The sequence below is a fragment of the Comamonas denitrificans genome (genome assembly GCF_017368815.1).
GTDB classification, from domain to species: Bacteria; Pseudomonadota; Gammaproteobacteria; order Burkholderiales; family Burkholderiaceae_C; genus Comamonas; species Comamonas denitrificans.
In genome coordinates, this window is record NZ_JAFNME010000029.1 from 14,100 (window position 1) to 30,424 (window position 16,325).

Sequence of the window (16,325 nt, forward strand, 5' to 3'; positions counted from 1 at the left end):
AATCTTGTGCAAAAAGATTCGCATCTTCTTGTTTCTGAAGAAAAAAGGGCGCAGGCTGAGGAAGAACACGTTCTTCTAGATGATCCCCAGGAGTGGCCACAGTTTGGCAAACCCGCTGGGGCTGCAACGCCCTCAACAACTTCCTCCGATCCAGCCACGGTTCCTATTTGGGATTCGCACGTGGCGCTGGAGGGCATGTTCTGCGCCACGTGCGCGCTCAGTATTGAAGAGGCATTGCGCAGCGCTCCAGGCATCGTGCGCGTGGAAGTGTCCGCTGCGGCACACCGCGCCCGCATCGTCTGGGATGCGCGACTGACCAAACCATCGCAGTGGTTTGCCACCATTGCCCAAGCCGGCTACCGCGCCGTTCCGGCCCAAGATACCTATGCCAAAACGCTGCGCCAAGCCTCCCAGCGCAAGATGCTGTGGCGCTGGTTGCTGGCCACTTTTTGCATGATGCAGGTGATGATGTACGCTTGGCCGGCCTATGAGGCCAAGCCCGGTGATTTGTCGCTGGAGATCGAAACCCTGCTGCGCTGGGCTTCGTGGCTGATTTGTATCCCCATGCTGATTTATTCTTGCGGGCCGTTTTTTAGCGGTGCCTGGCGGGATTTGCGCCAAGGGCGCATCAGCATGGATTTGCCCGTGGCTTTGGGCATGGCGATTACTTTTGTCATCAGCAGCTGGGGAACGTTTGACCCAAAAGGAATTTTTGGGCGCGAGGTGTATTTCGATTCGCTGTCGATGTTTGCCGCTTTCTTGCTGGCTGGGCGCTGGCTGGAAGTGCGCCTGCGTGATCGCACCGCAGGGGCTTTGGAAAATGTGCTCAATCGCCTGCCCGACAGCGTTTTGCAGCGCCAAGACGATGGGCAGTTTGCCCGCGTAGCCTTGCGCCGGGTGGTGCTGGGCGATGTGCTCAAAGTGTTGCCAGGCGAAGCTTTTCCGGCGGATGGTGTCATCGTGCGTGGGCATACCCAGGCCGATGAGGCTTTGCTCACGGGGGAGTCGCGCCCGGTCAGCAAGCCGGAGGGCTGCGCCGTGGTCGCTGGCAGCTTTAACTTGAGTGCGATGGTCGAAATGCAGGTGCAAGCACTGGGCGAGTCCACCCGCTTTGCCGAAATTGTCGGCCTCATGGAGCAGGCCAGCACGCAAAAACCCCGATTGGCCCAATTGGCGGACAAGGTGGCTGGGCCGTTTTTGCTGGGAATTTTGTTGCTTGCGGCGGCCACGGCCGCTTACTGGTGGCCGCACGACCCGGGCAAAGGCCTGTTGTATGCGGCTGTGGTGCTCATTGTTACCTGCCCCTGCGCCCTGTCCTTGGCGACCCCGGTGGCCATTTTGACGGCGGCAGGCTCCTTGGCCCGGCAAGGGGTGTTGGTGCGCAATCTGCAAGGATTGGAAGCCTTGGCCAAGGTGTACACGATTGTTTTTGATAAAACCGGCACCCTGACGCAAGAGGGATTGGCCGTGCAGGCGAGCCATGCTGCAAATGGTGAAGCACTGCCCGCTGAATATTCGGCATTAGCCGTTGCTTTGGCAAAACAATCTATGCATCCTGTGTCCAAAGCGCTACAAAGTTTGAGCGTTGGTGAGGATGAGCATGCTTGGCAAGTGCTGCAGTTGCAAGAGCTGGCCGGGCAAGGTTTGCGGGCCCAGGTGCAATCCTCAGCCCATTGGCAGGGCCAGCCTCGCTGGGTGCGGCTGGGTTCATTGGCTTTTGCAGCGGCGGGAAACTGGCCGCAGACGCTGACCCAAGCAGTGTATTTATCGCTTGAGCAAAGTGAGTCAGAGGGCATGGCTTCAGCGCCTGCTGTCCTTCCCTTGGCCGCCTTTGAGCTCGAGGAGTGTGTTCGCCCAGAGGCGGCCCAGGTGGTGCATGACTTGCAAGCTTTGGGCATTCAAGTGCAATTGCTCTCTGGAGACGGCCCTGCGGCTGTGGCGCGTGTGGCCGAGGCGGTTGGCATTGCACACTACCAAGCCCAGCGCAGCCCGCAGGATAAGCTGCTGGCCTTGCAGGCTTTACAAGCCCAAAATGTCACGGTGGGCATGGTTGGCGATGGCTTGAACGATGGCCCAGTATTGGCCGGTGCCGATGTGTCGTTTGCCTTTGGCCGTGCCGTACCATTGGCCCGGGCACGCTCAGATTTTGTGGTGCTGGGCAGTGACTTGCGCCAAATCGTGCAAACCCTGGCATTTGCCCGCAAAACATTGCGCATCGTGCGCCAGAACCTGGGCTGGGCCATGGCTTACAACATTGTTTCTGTACCGTTTGCCGCGCTTGGTATGGTGCCACCGTGGCTGGCCGGCCTAGGCATGGCCGCCAGCTCATTGTGGGTGGTGATAAATGCGGCCCGTTTGGCGGGCAGTAAAAACCAGTTGGCACTGCCGCTGCAGGCTGAGGGAGCGTCCCCTCAATGGATAAATCAGCCGACGGCTGGTTAGGAAGGTTGCGATGGATATCTTGTATTTATTGATTCCGCTGTCCGTAGGCTTGGTTTTTTTTATAGCTATTGCCCTTTGGTGGGCAGTGCATCGAGGCCAATTTGAGAGCGTTGAGCAAGAGGGGGAGCGCATTCTTCGACAGGATTGACTTGAGTCAAGAATTTTTAAGCTGAAAACGGTGAAACTTTTGTCTGCAATTTAAGAGGTGCACGATGGACAATGTAAAAACAAGTGCGGTCCACTACAACGATAAAGTAGTGCGGCAGCTTTCAATCATGGCCGTAATTTGGGGCGTGATTGGCATGCTGGTGGGGGTGTTTGTCGCCGCTCAGCTTGCCTGGCCCGAGCTCAATTTCGGTGTTCCATGGCTAAGCTTTGGACGTTTGCGTCCTTTGCATACCAATGCGGTAATTTTCGCTTTTGGTGGCTCTGCCCTTATGGGAACGAGCTACTACGTGGTGCAGCGTACCTGCCAAACCACGCTCTTTGCCCCAAAACTGGCAGCTTTCACCTTCTGGGGATGGCAAGCCGTGATTGTGGCGGCAGTCATTACCCTTCCCCTGGGTTTCACTCAAGCCAAGGAATACGCCGAACTGGAATGGCCGATTGACCTGCTGATCACTGCAGTGTGGGTGTCGTACGCCATTGTGTTTTTTGGCACCATTGGCACACGCAAGGTCAAGCACATTTATGTGGCCAACTGGTTCTACGGTGCTTTCATTATTGCCGTTGCCCTGCTGCACGTGGTCAATAGCGCTGCCATTCCCGCCGGCTGGATGAAAAGCTACTCGGCCTATGCTGGCGTGCAAGATGCCATGGTTCAGTGGTGGTATGGGCACAACGCGGTGGGCTTTTTCCTGACAGCGGGCTTCTTGGGCATGATGTACTACTTCATCCCCAAGCAAGCTGGTCGTCCAGTCTATTCGTACCGCCTGTCGATTGTGCACTTCTGGGCACTGATCTTCACCTACATGTGGGCCGGTCCACACCACTTGCACTACACAGCGCTGCCTGATTGGACGCAGTCGGTCGGCATGGTGTTCTCTCTGATTCTGTTGGCACCATCCTGGGGCGGCATGATCAACGGGATCATGACCCTGTCGGGTGCTTGGCACAAACTGCGTGACGATCCGATCCTGCGTTTCTTGATCGTGTCCCTGTCGTTCTATGGTATGTCGACTTTTGAGGGCCCGATGATGGCCATCAAGACAGTCAATGCCTTGTCGCACTACACCGATTGGACCGTGGGTCACGTGCACTCGGGTGCTCTGGGCTGGGTCGGCTTGGTGACCATGGGCTCGTTGTATTACTTGGTGCCGCGTCTGTTCGGCAAAGAAGAGATGTATTCCAAGTCGGCCATTGAGCTGCACTTCTGGCTGGCCACGATCGGTATCGTGCTCTACATCGCTTCGATGTGGATTGCTGGTGTGATGCAAGGCCTGATGTGGCGTGCCGTGAACCCCGATGGAACGCTCACCTACACCTTTGTTGAGAGTGTGAAAGCTTCGCATCCTTTCTACGTGATTCGTGTGGTCGGCGGCCTGCTGTTCGTGTCTGGGATGGTTGTGATGGCGTGGAACGTGCTGAAAACAGCTGCCTCGGGCCGTGCTGTCAAAGTGCCTGTACCTGCTGTTAATCCTGCCCACGCTTAAGTTCCAGGGAGCTGTAAAACATGTCTACAAACAACAAAAAAGCGGGGTTTACCCACGAGAAGGTGGAAACCAGCAACTTCTTGCTGATCGTTTTGACCTTCTTGGTGGTGGCCGTGGGCGGCTTGGTGGAAATTGTTCCGCTGTTCTTCCAGAAATCGACCACCGAGCCGATTGCTGGGGTTAAGCCTTATGAGCCTTTGCCCTTGCTGGGGCGCGATGTTTATATTCGCGAAGGTTGCTACAACTGCCACTCGCAAATGATTCGTCCTTTCCGTGCCGAAACAATGCGTTATGGCCACTATTCTGTGGCTGGTGAGTTTGTGTACGACCACCCCTTCCAATGGGGCTCTAAACGCACCGGTCCGGATCTGCACCGTGTCGGTGGCCTCTATAGCGATGAATGGCATCGCATCCACCTGGTCAATCCACGTGACGTAGTGCCTGAGTCCATCATGCCGGCCTACCCCTGGTTGGAAAATACGGTGGTGGATCACACGGTAGTGGCCCAGCGCATGAGTGCTTTGCGCAAAGTCGGCGTGCCTTATACCGATGAAGAAATCGCGGGTGCTGAAGAAGCTGTCAAGGGCAAAACAGAAATGGATGCTGTGATCGCTTATCTGCAGGGCCTCGGCACGGCTTTGCCTAAGTAAAGGAGGAGAACTATGGACATCACAACTATGCGCATCATCGCAACGGTGGCTTCCATGGCTTGCTTTATAGGTATTGCGCTGTGGGCGTATGCCCGCAGCAATAAAGGCCGTTTCGATGAGGCAGCCAACCTGCCTTTTGAGCAAGATTGACTCCTCTTTATGAATGAGAACAACTTATGAGCGATTTTGTAAACAATTTTTGGTCAATCTACATTGCGGTAATCGCGATAGTTGGCATTTTTGGCTGCTTGCTGCTATTGATTTTGACAGCCCGTAAAAAGGTTGATTCTGCAGCTGACAACACGACTGGCCACGTTTGGGACGGTGACTTGCGCGAATTGAACAATCCCATGCCCCGTTGGTGGATGTGGTTGTTTGTTTCCACCATTGTCTTTTCCGTTTTCTACCTCATTGCCTATCCAGGTCTGGGGTCGTTTTCTGGTCAATTCAAATGGTCGCAAGTCGGTGCTTATGAAGCCGAGGTACAAAAAGCTGAAGCCGATTTGGCCCCCCTGTACGCTCGCTTTACTGCGATGAGTGTTGAGGAAATGTCCAAAGACAGCCAAGCCATGGCTATTGGTGCCAATCTGTTCCAGAACAATTGCGCCCAATGCCATAGCTCGGATGCCCGTGGCGGAAAGTCCTTCCCCAACTTGACCGATAACGACTGGTTGCATGGTGGAACCCCTGAGAAAATCCATGAAACCCTTACCCAAGGTCGTCAAGGCATGATGCCTCCTATGGCTGCGGCTGTGGGTGAGGCCGAAGATGTCCGCAACCTCGCCAATTACGTCTTGAGCTTGTCGGGCAGCCCGCACGACTCTGCCAGAGCTGTCTTAGGCAAAGATAAGTTTGTTGCCTGCGCTGCCTGTCACGGCGCAGATGGCAAAGGGATGCAAGCCCTGGGGGCTCCTAATCTCACAGACGACATCTGGTTACATGGCTGGGGCGAAGCAACGATTATTGACATGATCAATAATGGCAAGGTAAATATCATGCCGCCACAGGCCAAAGAGAACGGTGGCAAGCTGGTGCCCGCCCAGATCGATGTGCTGACTGCATACGTCTGGAGCCTTTCGAATAAACCCAGTACAGCAAACTAACTACTTTGGTTGAAGAAAAAGCGGCACGATGATGCCGCTTTTTTTATTGCAAAATTTTGGGAAATCTATGAAGCAGGAAGAGGGTAAGAAAGATCAAAAAATGCAGCCGATGAAATCGGTAGATGCCGGTTCACATGCATTTTTTGAAGCGCAGCAGAAGGTCTATCCTCGCTCAATTAACGGGTTTTTTATGCGCTGGCGCTGGGCGTTGGTCTTTTTTACCCAATTTGTTTTTTATGTCGTCCCTTGGATTCAGTGGGGCGACCGCCAGATGGTATTGTTTGATATTGGCGCCAGAAGGTTTTACTTATTTGGGATGGTTTTATACCCGCAGGATGTGATTTATCTTGCGGCACTGCTGATTATTTGTGCGCTTGCCCTTTTTTTATTTACAGCAGTGGCCGGGCGACTGTGGTGTGGGTTTAGCTGTCCGCAAACGGTATATACCGAAATTTTCATGTGGATTGAACAAAAAGTTGAGGGTGATCGCAGCGCTCGTATTCGACTGGATAATAGCAACTGGACATTTGAGAAAATTTGGAAGAAATCTTTTAAGCAATTCTTATGGATCGCAGTTTCTTTATGGACAGGGTTTACTTTTGTAGGCTTCTTTGTTCCTATTCGAGATTTGGGATTGGAGATTGTGCAATTACAAGGTGATTGGCAGATTTTTTGGGTGCTGTTTTATGGTTTTGCAACCTATGGGAATGCAGGCTATTTGCGTGAACAGGTATGTAAATACATGTGCCCATATGCCCGTTTTCAAAGTGCCATGCTTGACCGTGACTCTTTGATTGTGAGCTACGATCCTGCCCGTGGTGAGCAGCGCGGCCCTCGTCGCAAGGGAGTGGATTATAAATCCCAGGGGCTTGGGGATTGCATTGATTGTAAATTATGCGTTCAGGTATGTCCGGTAGGTATTGATATTCGCAATGGATTTCAATATGAATGTATTGGTTGTGGTTTGTGCATTGATGCTTGCGACAGCATTATGGATAATATGCAATATCCACGCGGGTTAATCCGTTTTACTACTCAAAACGGGGTAGAGCAAGGTTGGGCAAAATCTAAGATTCTGCGCAAGGTGCTTCGCCCTAGAGTGTTGATTTATACGGTTGTTTTGATTGGTTTGAGTATTGCTACGGTCGTTAGCATGAGTCTGCGTCAGCCATTGAAAGTGGATGTTATTCGTGATCGAGCTTCTTTGGCTCGCATTGTGGGGGGTGGAAAGTTGGAAAATACTTATCGCTTACAAATCATGAATGCCACTGAGACACCACAGAAGTACCATGTTCGTGTGCATGGGCTGGAGGGTATTGAGCTGGTGGAAGGTAATGTGGTTGTAGTGCCCGCTACAGATACGGTAGGACTGCCAGTTCGGGTGCAGATTCCTTACGGTTCTGCCAGCAGTGGCTCCCACCCAATTATTTTTGATGTGGATGCAGAAAGTGAAAAAGGAATGGTTTCTGAGCGCTCTGTATTCTTGGTTCCTAGGTAAAAATTGCTTTTTGAAGGATTAAATTTTATGCAATCTACATCTGCTCAAGAGAGTAAGAATTCTGGCCCTTGGTGGAAATATGGTCATGTTTGGCTAATTATTAGTGGCCCTTTGATTGTGGTGATTGCCGGGATCATTACGGCCGTAATTGCTTTTTCTGCGGCCGATCCTGTTATTGATGAAAACTATTATGAAAATAGTACAAACATTAATAAAACGCTGCGAGCTCAGCAAAAAAATATGGGGCCTGCACACACTGTGCGCAACCACGCGGCTACCCCGGATGAGGATTTGCCACCGCTGAGGCCGTAAAAAAAGGAGCCAACGGCTCCTTGTTTATGGTTTTTTCGTACCAAGAGTCGATAGAAAACCGGTAGAGTATGCAAAGTCTCTGAATGTTCATAGGATGCTCGATAGCATCCTTGGTTTGCTCTAAGAAAGGTGAAGTTATGTCTTTTTCTGTCTCTGATACGGTTTCCTCTGCCCAGCAAGACTTGGAGCGTTTGGTCTCTGACCTGCGGGGTTTACTGGCCAGCAAGGATTTGGACAGCATTCCGCAAATTGGTGCTTTGCGTGATCGGATTGATGAGGGCCTAAGCCGTGCCCGGGAATCGGCAGTCGAGGCGGCCCAAGAAGCTGCACGCCAAGCCCGCGAAGCGGCAGCAGCTGCAGATCGCTACGCCCATGATGAGCCTTGGCGTGTTGCGGGTGCGGCATTGGCGGTGGGGGCGTTGGTGGGCTTTTTACTTGCCCGTCGTTAAATCTTGGTGATGGTCTGGGCATGAAAGATGGCCTTTCACGCCCAAGTGGGCTGAATGAAAGCGTTGATGTGAACTGGATGTCCTGGTTAGGCTTGCAGGCGTGGAAAGAGCGCTTGGGCGCTTGCGCCCAAGAAGCAAAGCAAGCGGCACAAGACCGTTTCGCTTTAGCGGCGCTTGAGTGGGCGCAAGAGCGAAAGCATTGGCAAACCGTGCTGGTTTTGGTGATTGCTGTGGTGGCTTTCGGACTGGTTGCTGCGCTGCTCATTTCGTTGGCTGTGCTGGTGTACTTTTGGGATACCCCGCACCGCATTGGGGTAGCTTGGACGATTGCTGGGGTGTGGACCTTTGCTTGGTGCTTGGTGGTGTACGCCCTGCGCAGTGCCTTGCTGCAAAAACGCCCAGCTTTTGCCTTGACCAAAGCCGAATTGGCCCGTGATTGCCAAGAGTGGCAGGAGTGGTGCGATCGGCAAGCAGGACCAAGCCCTCAGCAAGAAAAGGACGGCGCATGAGTGAAACGCTTGAAAAGCCTGGCGCAGAGCGAGATGCTGGCTTTGCCAAGGCAGAGGGCACCCCAATTTCTGCTTTGGTTCAATTGCGTCAAAGCAGTGCTTGGAAGTGGGCCACCCCAGCACAGCGGGAAGTGCTGCAGCGCATTGCAGCGCAGCGGGATCAGCGTTTGCTGGCACGCTTGACACGCGCCCGCCAAGCGGCATTGCTGGCCAGTGCAGAGCGAGTGGATGCCAATGCCCCTTTGCTCCAGCGCCTGGCCATGTTCGCCCGTTTGCATCCCACAACGCTGGCCTCGGCAGGGGTAGCGGCAGTCTTGATGATTGGCCCACGGCGCTTGCTGCGTGTGGTGCGGGGCAGTTTGCCAACGCTGTTGCCAATGCTCCTCAAATTGAAGCGCTAATTCAAGACCGATCCCACCCAGGGGTGGGAATGCAGCAGGCGGTTAGCGCAGATTCTTTAATGCCTGCGCCGCTTGCGTGACCAATTCAGGGCCGGTATAGACCAAGCCGCTGTACAGCTGCACCACATCGGCGCCGGCGTGGATTTTGCTGACGGCATCGGCCGCAGTCAAAATCCCACCCACGCCGATGATGGGAAAGTCTTTGCCCAGGGCTTGGCGCAGCTGGCCAATCACCCGGTTGCTGGCCTCAAGGACTGGGGCACCGCTCAGGCCACCGGCCTCATCGGCATGGGGCAGCCCCTGCACGGCTTCGCGGCTGATGGTGGTGTTGGTGGCAATCACGCCATCCATGCCATGGCGCTGTAAGGTGGCGGCAATCACTTGCACTTGCTCTGGGGTCAAATCCGGGGCGATTTTGACAAAGATTGGCACCCGTTTGCCTTGCTGCTGGGCCAGCTCTTCGCGGCGCCGGGCAACAGCGGCCAAGAGACTGTCCAGTGCCTCATCACTTTGCAAAGCCCGCAAGTTCTTGGTGTTGGGCGAGCTGATATTGACCGTCACATAGTCAGCATGGGGATACACGCCTTCAAGGCAAATCAGGTAATCCTGCGTGGCGTTTTCGATGGCGGTGGCCGCGTTTTTGCCGATGTTCAGGCCCAGCAGCAGGGATTTTCCCTTGCGGCGCACTTTGGACTGCTGCACGTTGTGCAAAAAAGCGTCCAGGCCATCATTGTTAAAACCAAAGCGGTTGATCAGCGCATTGGCCTCAGGCAGGCGAAACATGCGTGGCTTGGGATTGCCTGGCTGGGGTTTTGGGGTGACGGTGCCCACCTCGACAAAACCAAAGCCCATAGCGGCCAAGCCGTCGATACAGCGGGCGTTTTTATCCAGCCCGGCGGCCAAGCCCACGCGGTTGGGGAAGGTCAGGCCCGCCAGGGTGATGGGGTCGCTGATTTGGGTTTGTTGCCAGGCCGCTTGCAGCAAGGTGTTTTGGCTTTGTGCCAAGCGTTGCATGGTCAGGTCGTGGGCCGCTTCGGGATCCATGGCGAACAAAACAGGGCGCATCAGCGCGTAGGGAATGAGTGACATAGCGATAATCCAAGGTTTTTCCCCAGGATTCTCTCTTATGACAGCCCCTTCTGCCCCCATCCATCAAGATGAACTGAAAACTCTGGTCGGCCAAGCCGCTTTGCAGTACGTGCGCCCGGGCGAAATTGTGGGCGTGGGCACGGGCTCGACGGTGAATAAATTCATTGATGCCTTGGCCAGCATGAAGGGGGAAATCAAAGGCGCTGTTTCCAGCTCCGTGGCCAGCACCGAGCGCTTGCTGGCTTTGGGCATTCCGGTGTTCGATGCGAATGCGGTTGAGCACCTGGGCGTGTACATCGACGGCGCCGATGAGATTGATGGCCAAGGCTATATGGTCAAAGGTGGCGGCGCTGCATTGACCCGCGAAAAAATCGTCGCTGCCCTGGCCCAGCAGTTTGTGTGCATTGCCGATGCCTCCAAGCTGGTGGCGCACCTGGGCGCATTTCCATTGCCCGTCGAGGTGATCCCCATGGCGGCAGGGCAGATTACCCGTCGCTTTGCCGATCTGGGCGGCCATGCCCAGCTGCGCTTGAAAGATGGCCAGCCTTTGGTGACCGACAACGGCCAACACATTCTGGATGTGCATGGTTTGAAAATCACCGACCCGCTGGCGTTTGAATCCCAAGTGAATCAATGGCCCGGGGTGGTGACTGTCGGCGTGTTTGCCCACCAAAAAGCGCAGGTGTGCCTGCTGGGTACGCCCGAGGGCGTGCGCACGCTCACTTACTGAGTTTGGGTTGGCTGTTTCTCCGTTTTTGCTAGCGTTCCCGTAAAGGCAGATTGCCATGCTCAATGCCTTGTGGCTGGGATTTTTTCTCACGGCCACCGTGGCCGCACTGGCGCAGTGGTTGCTGGCTGGCAACGCGCAGGTGTTTGCCGCCATGGTGCAAGCGCTGTTTGCCATGGCCAAGCTCTCGGTCGAGGTCATGGTGCTGCTGTTTGGCACTTTGACTTTGTGGCTGGGCTTTTTGCGCATTGCTGAAGAGGCTGGCATTGTGCAAGCCCTGGCCCGCTGGCTGGCCCCTTTGTTTGCCAAGCTCATGCCTGAAATACCCCGTGGCCACCCGGCCCTGGGGCTGATGACGCTCAATTTTGCTGCCAACGGCCTGGGGCTGGACAATGCGGCCACCCCCATGGGGCTGAAAGCCATGCGGGCGCTGCAAGAACTCAACCCCAGCAGCACCACGGCCAGTAACGCGCAGATTTTGTTTTTGGTGCTCAATGCCTCGTCGCTGACGCTGCTGCCGGTGTCGATTTTTATGTACCGCTTGCAGCAGGGCGCGGCCGATCCCACCTTGGTTTTTTTGCCCATTTTGCTGGCCACTTCCGCCTCGACCCTGGTTGGACTGGTCAGCGTGGCCCTTGTGCAGCGCCTGCCCTTGCTCAGCCCGGTGGTGCTGGCGTATTTGCTGCCTTTGGCGCTGGGGTTGGCCGCGTTCATGGCCTTGCTGGCCAGTTTGAGTGCGGCGGCCTTGGCCAGCCTGTCGGGGCTGCTGGGCAACCTCAGCCTGTTTGCTGTGGTGCTACTTTTTTTGCTGGTCGGGGCCTGGAAAAAGATTGCGGTGTACGACAGCTTTATCGCCGGGGCGAAAGAGGGGTTTGCCGTCGCCCGCGATTTGTTGCCCTACCTGGTGGCCATGCTGTGTGCGATTGGGGTGCTGCGGGCCAGCGGGGCGTTGGACTATGCCCTGGACGGCGTTCGTTATCTGGTGGGGCTGGCGGGGGTGGACAACCGCTTTGTGGATGCTTTGCCCACCGCCTTGGTCAAGCCCTTTTCTGGCAGCGCCGCACGGGCCATGTTGATTGAAACCATGCAAAGCCATGGGGTGGACAGCTTTGCGGCGCTGCTGGCAGCGACCATCCAAGGCAGTACGGAAACCACTTTTTATGTGTTGGCCGTGTACTTTGGCGCTGTGGGCATTCAGCGTGCCCGCCATGCGGTAGCGTGTGCGCTGCTGGCTGAATTGGCTGGGGTGCTGGCGGCGATAGGGGTGTGTTATTGGTTTTTTGCTTGAAAAATGATAGCTATAAACGCTTATTTATAGTCATTTTTTAAGAAAAATATTAATAAAACGTTGCTTGGTAAGCGTTTCAAGCTTTGTTATTAAGAGTAAATAGTCGCTTTCAGCGTTTTTAGCAGACAGTTGCGCCCAGTGTTTACCCTGGTCATGGTTTGTACGTAAAACCCACCGCTCGGCGGGCTAGCCCATAAAAAATTACGGAATAACCCTGATAAATTTTTCGCAAAATAATCACAAAAGTGACTGGGTGCTGAACAAAAAGTCTTTTTGCTGACAAAAATTGCGCTAATCCCGTGTGGTTTACACGGTTTTTATTTCAGCCTGTAAGTCTTCTTCAAGTAATGTAAGCGATTGTTATGCATTGGGATGCTTGAGGGAGACGGGTAAATGAATATTAATAATTTTAAAATTAGCACCAAACTGACGCTTGGTTTTGGCTTGATGGCGGTGTTGTTATTTTTGATCAGCGCCACTTCATTATGGAAGGCGAAAAATCTGCATGATGATTTTGAATCGGTCATACACCAGCAATATCCTAAAGTGGTCAAAATTGAAGAAATCAAAGACTTGCTCAATACCAATGAAGTGTCTATCAGCCACATGCTGCATTACAAGGAAAGCGCCAGCCACGAGGATTTAATCGAAAAAGTATTGGCCACGCGGGCCAAGATTGCCGAGGCGCTGCAATTTTTGCAAACCCAGGAAATGGACGCAGAAGAGCAAGCAATTTTAGAAGCCTTCAAAGGGCCGCGCCTGGAATACATTGATGCGCAAGATCGGTATATTGAGTTGGTGCGCGATCGTCGTTTGGATGATGCTTTGTTTTTGCTGATTTTAGAAATGCCCAATAAGCGCAATGCTTACCATGCGGCACTAAAAAATCTGGTGGATGTGCAAAATAAACTCATGAATCAATCGGTCGAAGTGGCCAGCCAGTCGGTGACCAATATGTATTGGGTGATTGGCGCTGCCACGATGATTGTTTTATTGGGGGCAACTATTTTGTCGCTGTGGATTATTCGCAGCATTACCCGCCCGATTGCCGATGCTGTGCGTGTGGCCGATGCGGTGGCCGAGGGCAAGCTGACGCAAAACATCCAGGTGGTGGGCAAAAGTGAAACGGCCCGCTTGTTGCTGTCACTGCAGCAAATGCAAGCCGGTTTGGTGCAAGTGGTGGGGCGGGTGCGCCAAGGCTCGGAAGGTATTGCCTCGGCCAGTGCGCAAATTTCGCAAAGCAACCAGGATTTGTCGGCCCGCACTGAGCACCAGGCCAGCGCCCTGCAGCAAACCACAGCCACCATGGAGCAGCTGCACACCACCGTGCGCCAAAACGCTGCCAGTGCTGAGCAGGCCAACCAGCTTTCGCAAAAAGCCCGCCAGGTGGCCACCCAGGGGGGTGCCGCCATGGAGTCGGTGGTGCGCAGCATGGGGGAAATTCAAACCAGTGCCGGGCGCATTGGCGACATCATTGGCGTGATTGATGCGATTGCCTTCCAAACCAATATTCTTGCGCTGAATGCGGCGGTTGAAGCGGCCCGCGCCGGTGAGCAGGGCCGCGGTTTTGCCGTGGTGGCCAGCGAGGTGCGGGCCCTGGCAGGGCGCAGCGCCGATGCGGCCCGCGAGATCAAGCAGCTCATCCACAGCAGCTTGGGCAGTGTGCAAGCGGGCACGCACGAGGTGGATCAAACCGGCCGGATCATGGCCGAAGTGGTGCAATCGATTGCCCAGGTGGCCCAGATCATGCAAGAGATCACGGCTGCCAGCAGTGCGCAAAGCCAGAGCGTGGCCCAGGTGAACCAGTCGGTGGTGCAAATGGAGCAAACCACGCAGCAAAACGCCGCCTTGGTCGAGGAGATGGCCGCCGCCGCGCTCAGCTTGAGTCAGCAGGCCCAAGAGCTGGTACACACCGTGGCGGTGTTTGACTTGGGCCAAGCGCTGGAGGTGCCAGAGTCTGGGCATCGGCCCAGCCAGGCACTTGCTAACTCAATAGCAGCTTGCGCTAATGATGAAAAGGAATTTTTGGCCTTATCGGCTTGAAATGCTTATTTCATAAGCGCGAAATGCCATCATTTTGATGGCATTTCGCTTTTAAGCAGGGTGTTTTTGTCTGGGGTTACTCATCATCCTCAAACACCAGCGGGGCCGGCGTGACAACGCGCAGCACGTGGCTTAAGTCCAGTTGGGTGCCTTGGGCGTAGCTGCTGTAAGGGGTATCGGGCTCGAGCAGCGCGGTGGCCAAGTTGGCGTGGCCTTGGTTGAGGCTGACGTAGTAGCTGCCGGGGATGGCATCGGCCAAGAGGCGCTGGGTCACGATGTGGCCGCCCTGGTCGGTGTAGCCATCGGCCACCAGGGGCGAGAGCTCGGCAACGCGCAGCACTTGCAGGCCCAGCTGATCGAGTTGGGCGGCGGTGTTGCGCGCCTCGGGCGATAGCCAGTAGCCGCAGGGGCGGCTGCGCTGCTCGGTGGCACTCAGGCCCAGGGCCGATTGCCAAGCCACCAGGGTGGGGGTGATGTGGCTGCTAGTCAGGTCGATCAGGGGCAATTCACGCTTTTCGTGTACGCCTTGGGCCTGCACCAGTAGGTTGCCTTGGCAGGCTTGGCTGGCAATGTCGCGGCTGGCGAAGGTGGCAACTTGGGCCAAATCCCTGGCGCGCGTGCTGGCGCTATCGAGCACGGAGAGCATGGCTTGCACCAGGCCATGCACACGGCGTTGGGCGTGCAGCAGCCCCAGGTCGCTGCCCCGGCTTTGCACGGTCAGGCCAATGGCGTTTTTCAGGGCGGCGATGTTGGCCAGGGTGGTGGGCTGCACGGTGTCCATGGCAAAGCCTGCCTCGGCACTGTTGCCGGTGGGTTCGGCCAGGGCGTCGGTGCGCAAGCCCGCTTGTGCCAAGCGGCTGGTCATGGGCTGAAAAAACCATTCCTTGGCGGCTTTGGTAACAAACTCATGCGCATTGGCGGTCATGGCGTATTGCACGCCCATGTCGTTCGCGCGGGTGGCGTTGAAGCGGGTTTGGGTTGGCCCCAGGGCGGCAAACTCGCCCGCATCGAGCACCACGGCCGGGCGGTACAGGGTGATCAGCTGTGCCAAAGCGCGGGCCTCGGGGGTTTGCAGGCGCAAATGGTCGTGGCGCAGATCGGTGCCATTGGCCGTGGTTGCTTGCTGGGTTTCAAAGCCATCAGGGTTGGCCCGGGGCACCAGCAGCAAGTTGATGTGCCTGAGCATGGGGCGCAGCAAGCCGCCTTCATCCAGCTCTTGCAGCAGGGCCAAAACGGCTTCGGTCGATGCCGGGGCATTGCCTTGCTGGCCTGCCACGATCATGACCATGGGGCGCTGCGTGGCATCCAGGCTGCTGGGGGTGAGGTCTGCGCTTTGGGCGGCCAAGACGGCAGAAATCGCCCGGCCATTTTGTGAATTTCCGGCCGGCAGCACGGCGATGCGCACGCCATCGTCGCTGCTGCTGGTGCTTGGGGTGCTGTGGTGGGGCAGTTGCTGCAGCAACTCGGCCAATTCGGCATTGCTGGTAAAGCTGCTGCGCTCTGGTGCCAAACCGGGGGTGCGGTAGCGTTGGTCGGGTTCAGGAAAGAGGGCGGCCACGGCAGCGCTGTAGGGCAGGGCGTGCACGCGCGATTGGCTGATGGGGCTGGTGCTCACAGCGGGGGCCGTGGCCGCTGGGGGGGAGGCTGGCGCTGCGGGTGTTGTTGTGGTGGTGCTGCTGGTACCGGGCCATTCGGGCAACGGCACACTGGTGCAGGCGCTTAAGGCCAGCACGCCGACCATCCAGGCCAGGTGGCGTGGCCTGGCAGTTACGCCATGGGCAGGGGTGGGGGAAACAACAAGGGCAAGGGGTTTTGTCATATGTGGTCTACCGCAAGTGGCCAGAGCGTGGCTCTGGCGGCCAAACATCTCAAAATCGCAAAAGAACTGGCCTAAAAACACAAAGGCCCCAGAGCATAGCAATGCCTGGGGCCTGAACAGAAGGGCTTAGCGGCCGAAGTTGCCGCCACCTCCACCGCTGCGGCGGCGGTTGCCGGCAAAGCCGGGGCCGCCACTGAAACCGGGGCCGCCACGGCGCGGGCGATCGACCATCAGGTCCACGCTGGTGCGGGTGGGGTCGGGCTGGCCGCTGCTGCCGCCAGCGCGGGCGGGTTTGCGGGGGCGGCCCAGCTGGGTGCCCAGGTGGGCATCGGTGGGGGGCTGG

The 16,325-nt window shown here is 56.0% G+C and carries 16 protein-coding genes and 1 pseudogene; 14 read left to right on the forward strand and 3 right to left on the reverse strand.

Annotated features, from left to right (window positions below):
* Nucleotides 1–6 precede the first annotated feature (6 nt).
* From J1777_RS11735 to J1777_RS11785, 11 genes are all read left to right on the forward strand, one after another.
* On the forward strand, nt 7–2,442 hold the full coding sequence (locus tag J1777_RS11735) for a heavy metal translocating P-type ATPase (RefSeq protein WP_423220547.1): 2,436 nt from the start codon (nt 7–9) through the stop codon (nt 2,440–2,442).
* Nucleotides 2,443–2,452: 10 nt separating this feature from the next.
* Nucleotides 2,453–2,590 (forward strand): cbb3-type cytochrome oxidase assembly protein CcoS, encoded by a 138-nt coding sequence (gene ccoS / locus J1777_RS11740; protein ID WP_207575884.1) that lies wholly within the window; start codon nt 2,453–2,455, stop codon nt 2,588–2,590.
* A gap of 64 nt (nt 2,591–2,654) precedes the next feature.
* Nucleotides 2,655–4,094, forward strand: a complete 1,440-nt coding sequence (ccoN, locus tag J1777_RS11745) for a cytochrome-c oxidase, cbb3-type subunit I (RefSeq protein WP_207575885.1) — start codon at nt 2,655–2,657, stop codon at nt 4,092–4,094.
* Between the two features lie 20 nt (nt 4,095–4,114).
* Nucleotides 4,115–4,744 (forward strand): cytochrome-c oxidase, cbb3-type subunit II, encoded by a 630-nt coding sequence (ccoO, locus tag J1777_RS11750; protein WP_207575886.1) that lies wholly within the window; start codon nt 4,115–4,117, stop codon nt 4,742–4,744.
* Nucleotides 4,745–4,756: 12 nt separating this feature from the next.
* On the forward strand, nt 4,757–4,894 hold the full coding sequence (locus J1777_RS11755; protein WP_207575887.1) for a cbb3-type cytochrome oxidase subunit 3: 138 nt from the start codon (nt 4,757–4,759) through the stop codon (nt 4,892–4,894).
* A gap of 26 nt (nt 4,895–4,920) precedes the next feature.
* Nucleotides 4,921–5,847, forward strand: a complete 927-nt coding sequence (gene ccoP / locus J1777_RS11760; protein ID WP_207575888.1) for a cytochrome-c oxidase, cbb3-type subunit III — start codon at nt 4,921–4,923, stop codon at nt 5,845–5,847.
* 67 nt (nt 5,848–5,914) lie between these two features.
* A complete protein-coding gene (ccoG, locus tag J1777_RS11765; RefSeq protein ID WP_207575898.1) occupies nt 5,915–7,345 on the forward strand; it encodes a cytochrome c oxidase accessory protein CcoG in 1,431 nt (476 codons plus the stop codon).
* 27 nt (nt 7,346–7,372) lie between these two features.
* Complete coding sequence (locus tag J1777_RS11770; RefSeq protein ID WP_207575889.1) at nt 7,373–7,657, forward strand: FixH family protein; 285 nt, start codon at nt 7,373–7,375, stop codon at nt 7,655–7,657.
* 137 nt (nt 7,658–7,794) lie between these two features.
* Nucleotides 7,795–8,106, forward strand: coding sequence for a DUF883 domain-containing protein (locus tag J1777_RS11775; RefSeq protein ID WP_207575890.1), 312 nt, complete (start codon nt 7,795–7,797; stop codon nt 8,104–8,106).
* 77 nt (nt 8,107–8,183) lie between these two features.
* Entirely contained in the window at nt 8,184–8,615 is a 432-nt protein-coding gene (locus J1777_RS11780) for a phage holin family protein (protein WP_207575891.1), read from the forward strand.
* On the forward strand, nt 8,612–9,016 hold the full coding sequence (locus J1777_RS11785; protein ID WP_207575892.1) for a hypothetical protein: 405 nt from the start codon (nt 8,612–8,614) through the stop codon (nt 9,014–9,016). Before J1777_RS11780 ends, J1777_RS11785 begins: the two co-directional genes overlap by 4 nt.
* A 42-nt stretch (nt 9,017–9,058) precedes the next feature.
* Here the strand turns inward: J1777_RS11785 and J1777_RS11790 are convergent, their stop codons facing one another.
* Nucleotides 9,059–10,105, reverse strand: coding sequence for a quinone-dependent dihydroorotate dehydrogenase (locus J1777_RS11790; RefSeq protein ID WP_207575893.1), 1,047 nt, complete (start codon nt 10,103–10,105; stop codon nt 9,059–9,061).
* 37 nt (nt 10,106–10,142) lie between these two features.
* Between J1777_RS11790 and rpiA the strand changes: the two genes are divergently transcribed.
* The 3 genes from rpiA to J1777_RS11805 all read left to right on the forward strand — a co-directional run bounded on the left by rpiA (nt 10,143) and on the right by J1777_RS11805 (nt 14,163).
* A complete protein-coding gene (rpiA, locus tag J1777_RS11795; protein ID WP_207575894.1) occupies nt 10,143–10,835 on the forward strand; it encodes a ribose-5-phosphate isomerase RpiA in 693 nt (230 codons plus the stop codon).
* Nucleotides 10,836–10,890: 55 nt separating this feature from the next.
* Complete coding sequence (locus J1777_RS11800) at nt 10,891–12,120, forward strand: nucleoside recognition domain-containing protein (protein ID WP_207575895.1); 1,230 nt, start codon at nt 10,891–10,893, stop codon at nt 12,118–12,120.
* A 393-nt stretch (nt 12,121–12,513) separates the two neighbouring features.
* Nucleotides 12,514–14,163, forward strand: a complete 1,650-nt coding sequence (locus J1777_RS11805) for a methyl-accepting chemotaxis protein (protein WP_207575896.1) — start codon at nt 12,514–12,516, stop codon at nt 14,161–14,163.
* 76 nt (nt 14,164–14,239) lie between these two features.
* On the opposite strand, the gene J1777_RS11810 is transcribed toward J1777_RS11805, so the two are convergent.
* Nucleotides 14,240–15,982 carry a M14 family zinc carboxypeptidase gene (locus J1777_RS11810; protein WP_207575897.1) on the reverse strand — a complete coding sequence of 581 codons (1,743 nt, stop codon included), beginning with the start codon at nt 15,980–15,982 and terminating at the stop codon, nt 14,240–14,242.
* A 126-nt stretch (nt 15,983–16,108) separates the two neighbouring features.
* Nucleotides 16,109–16,325: pseudogene (locus tag J1777_RS11815) on the reverse strand (DEAD/DEAH box helicase); the annotation flags it as partial.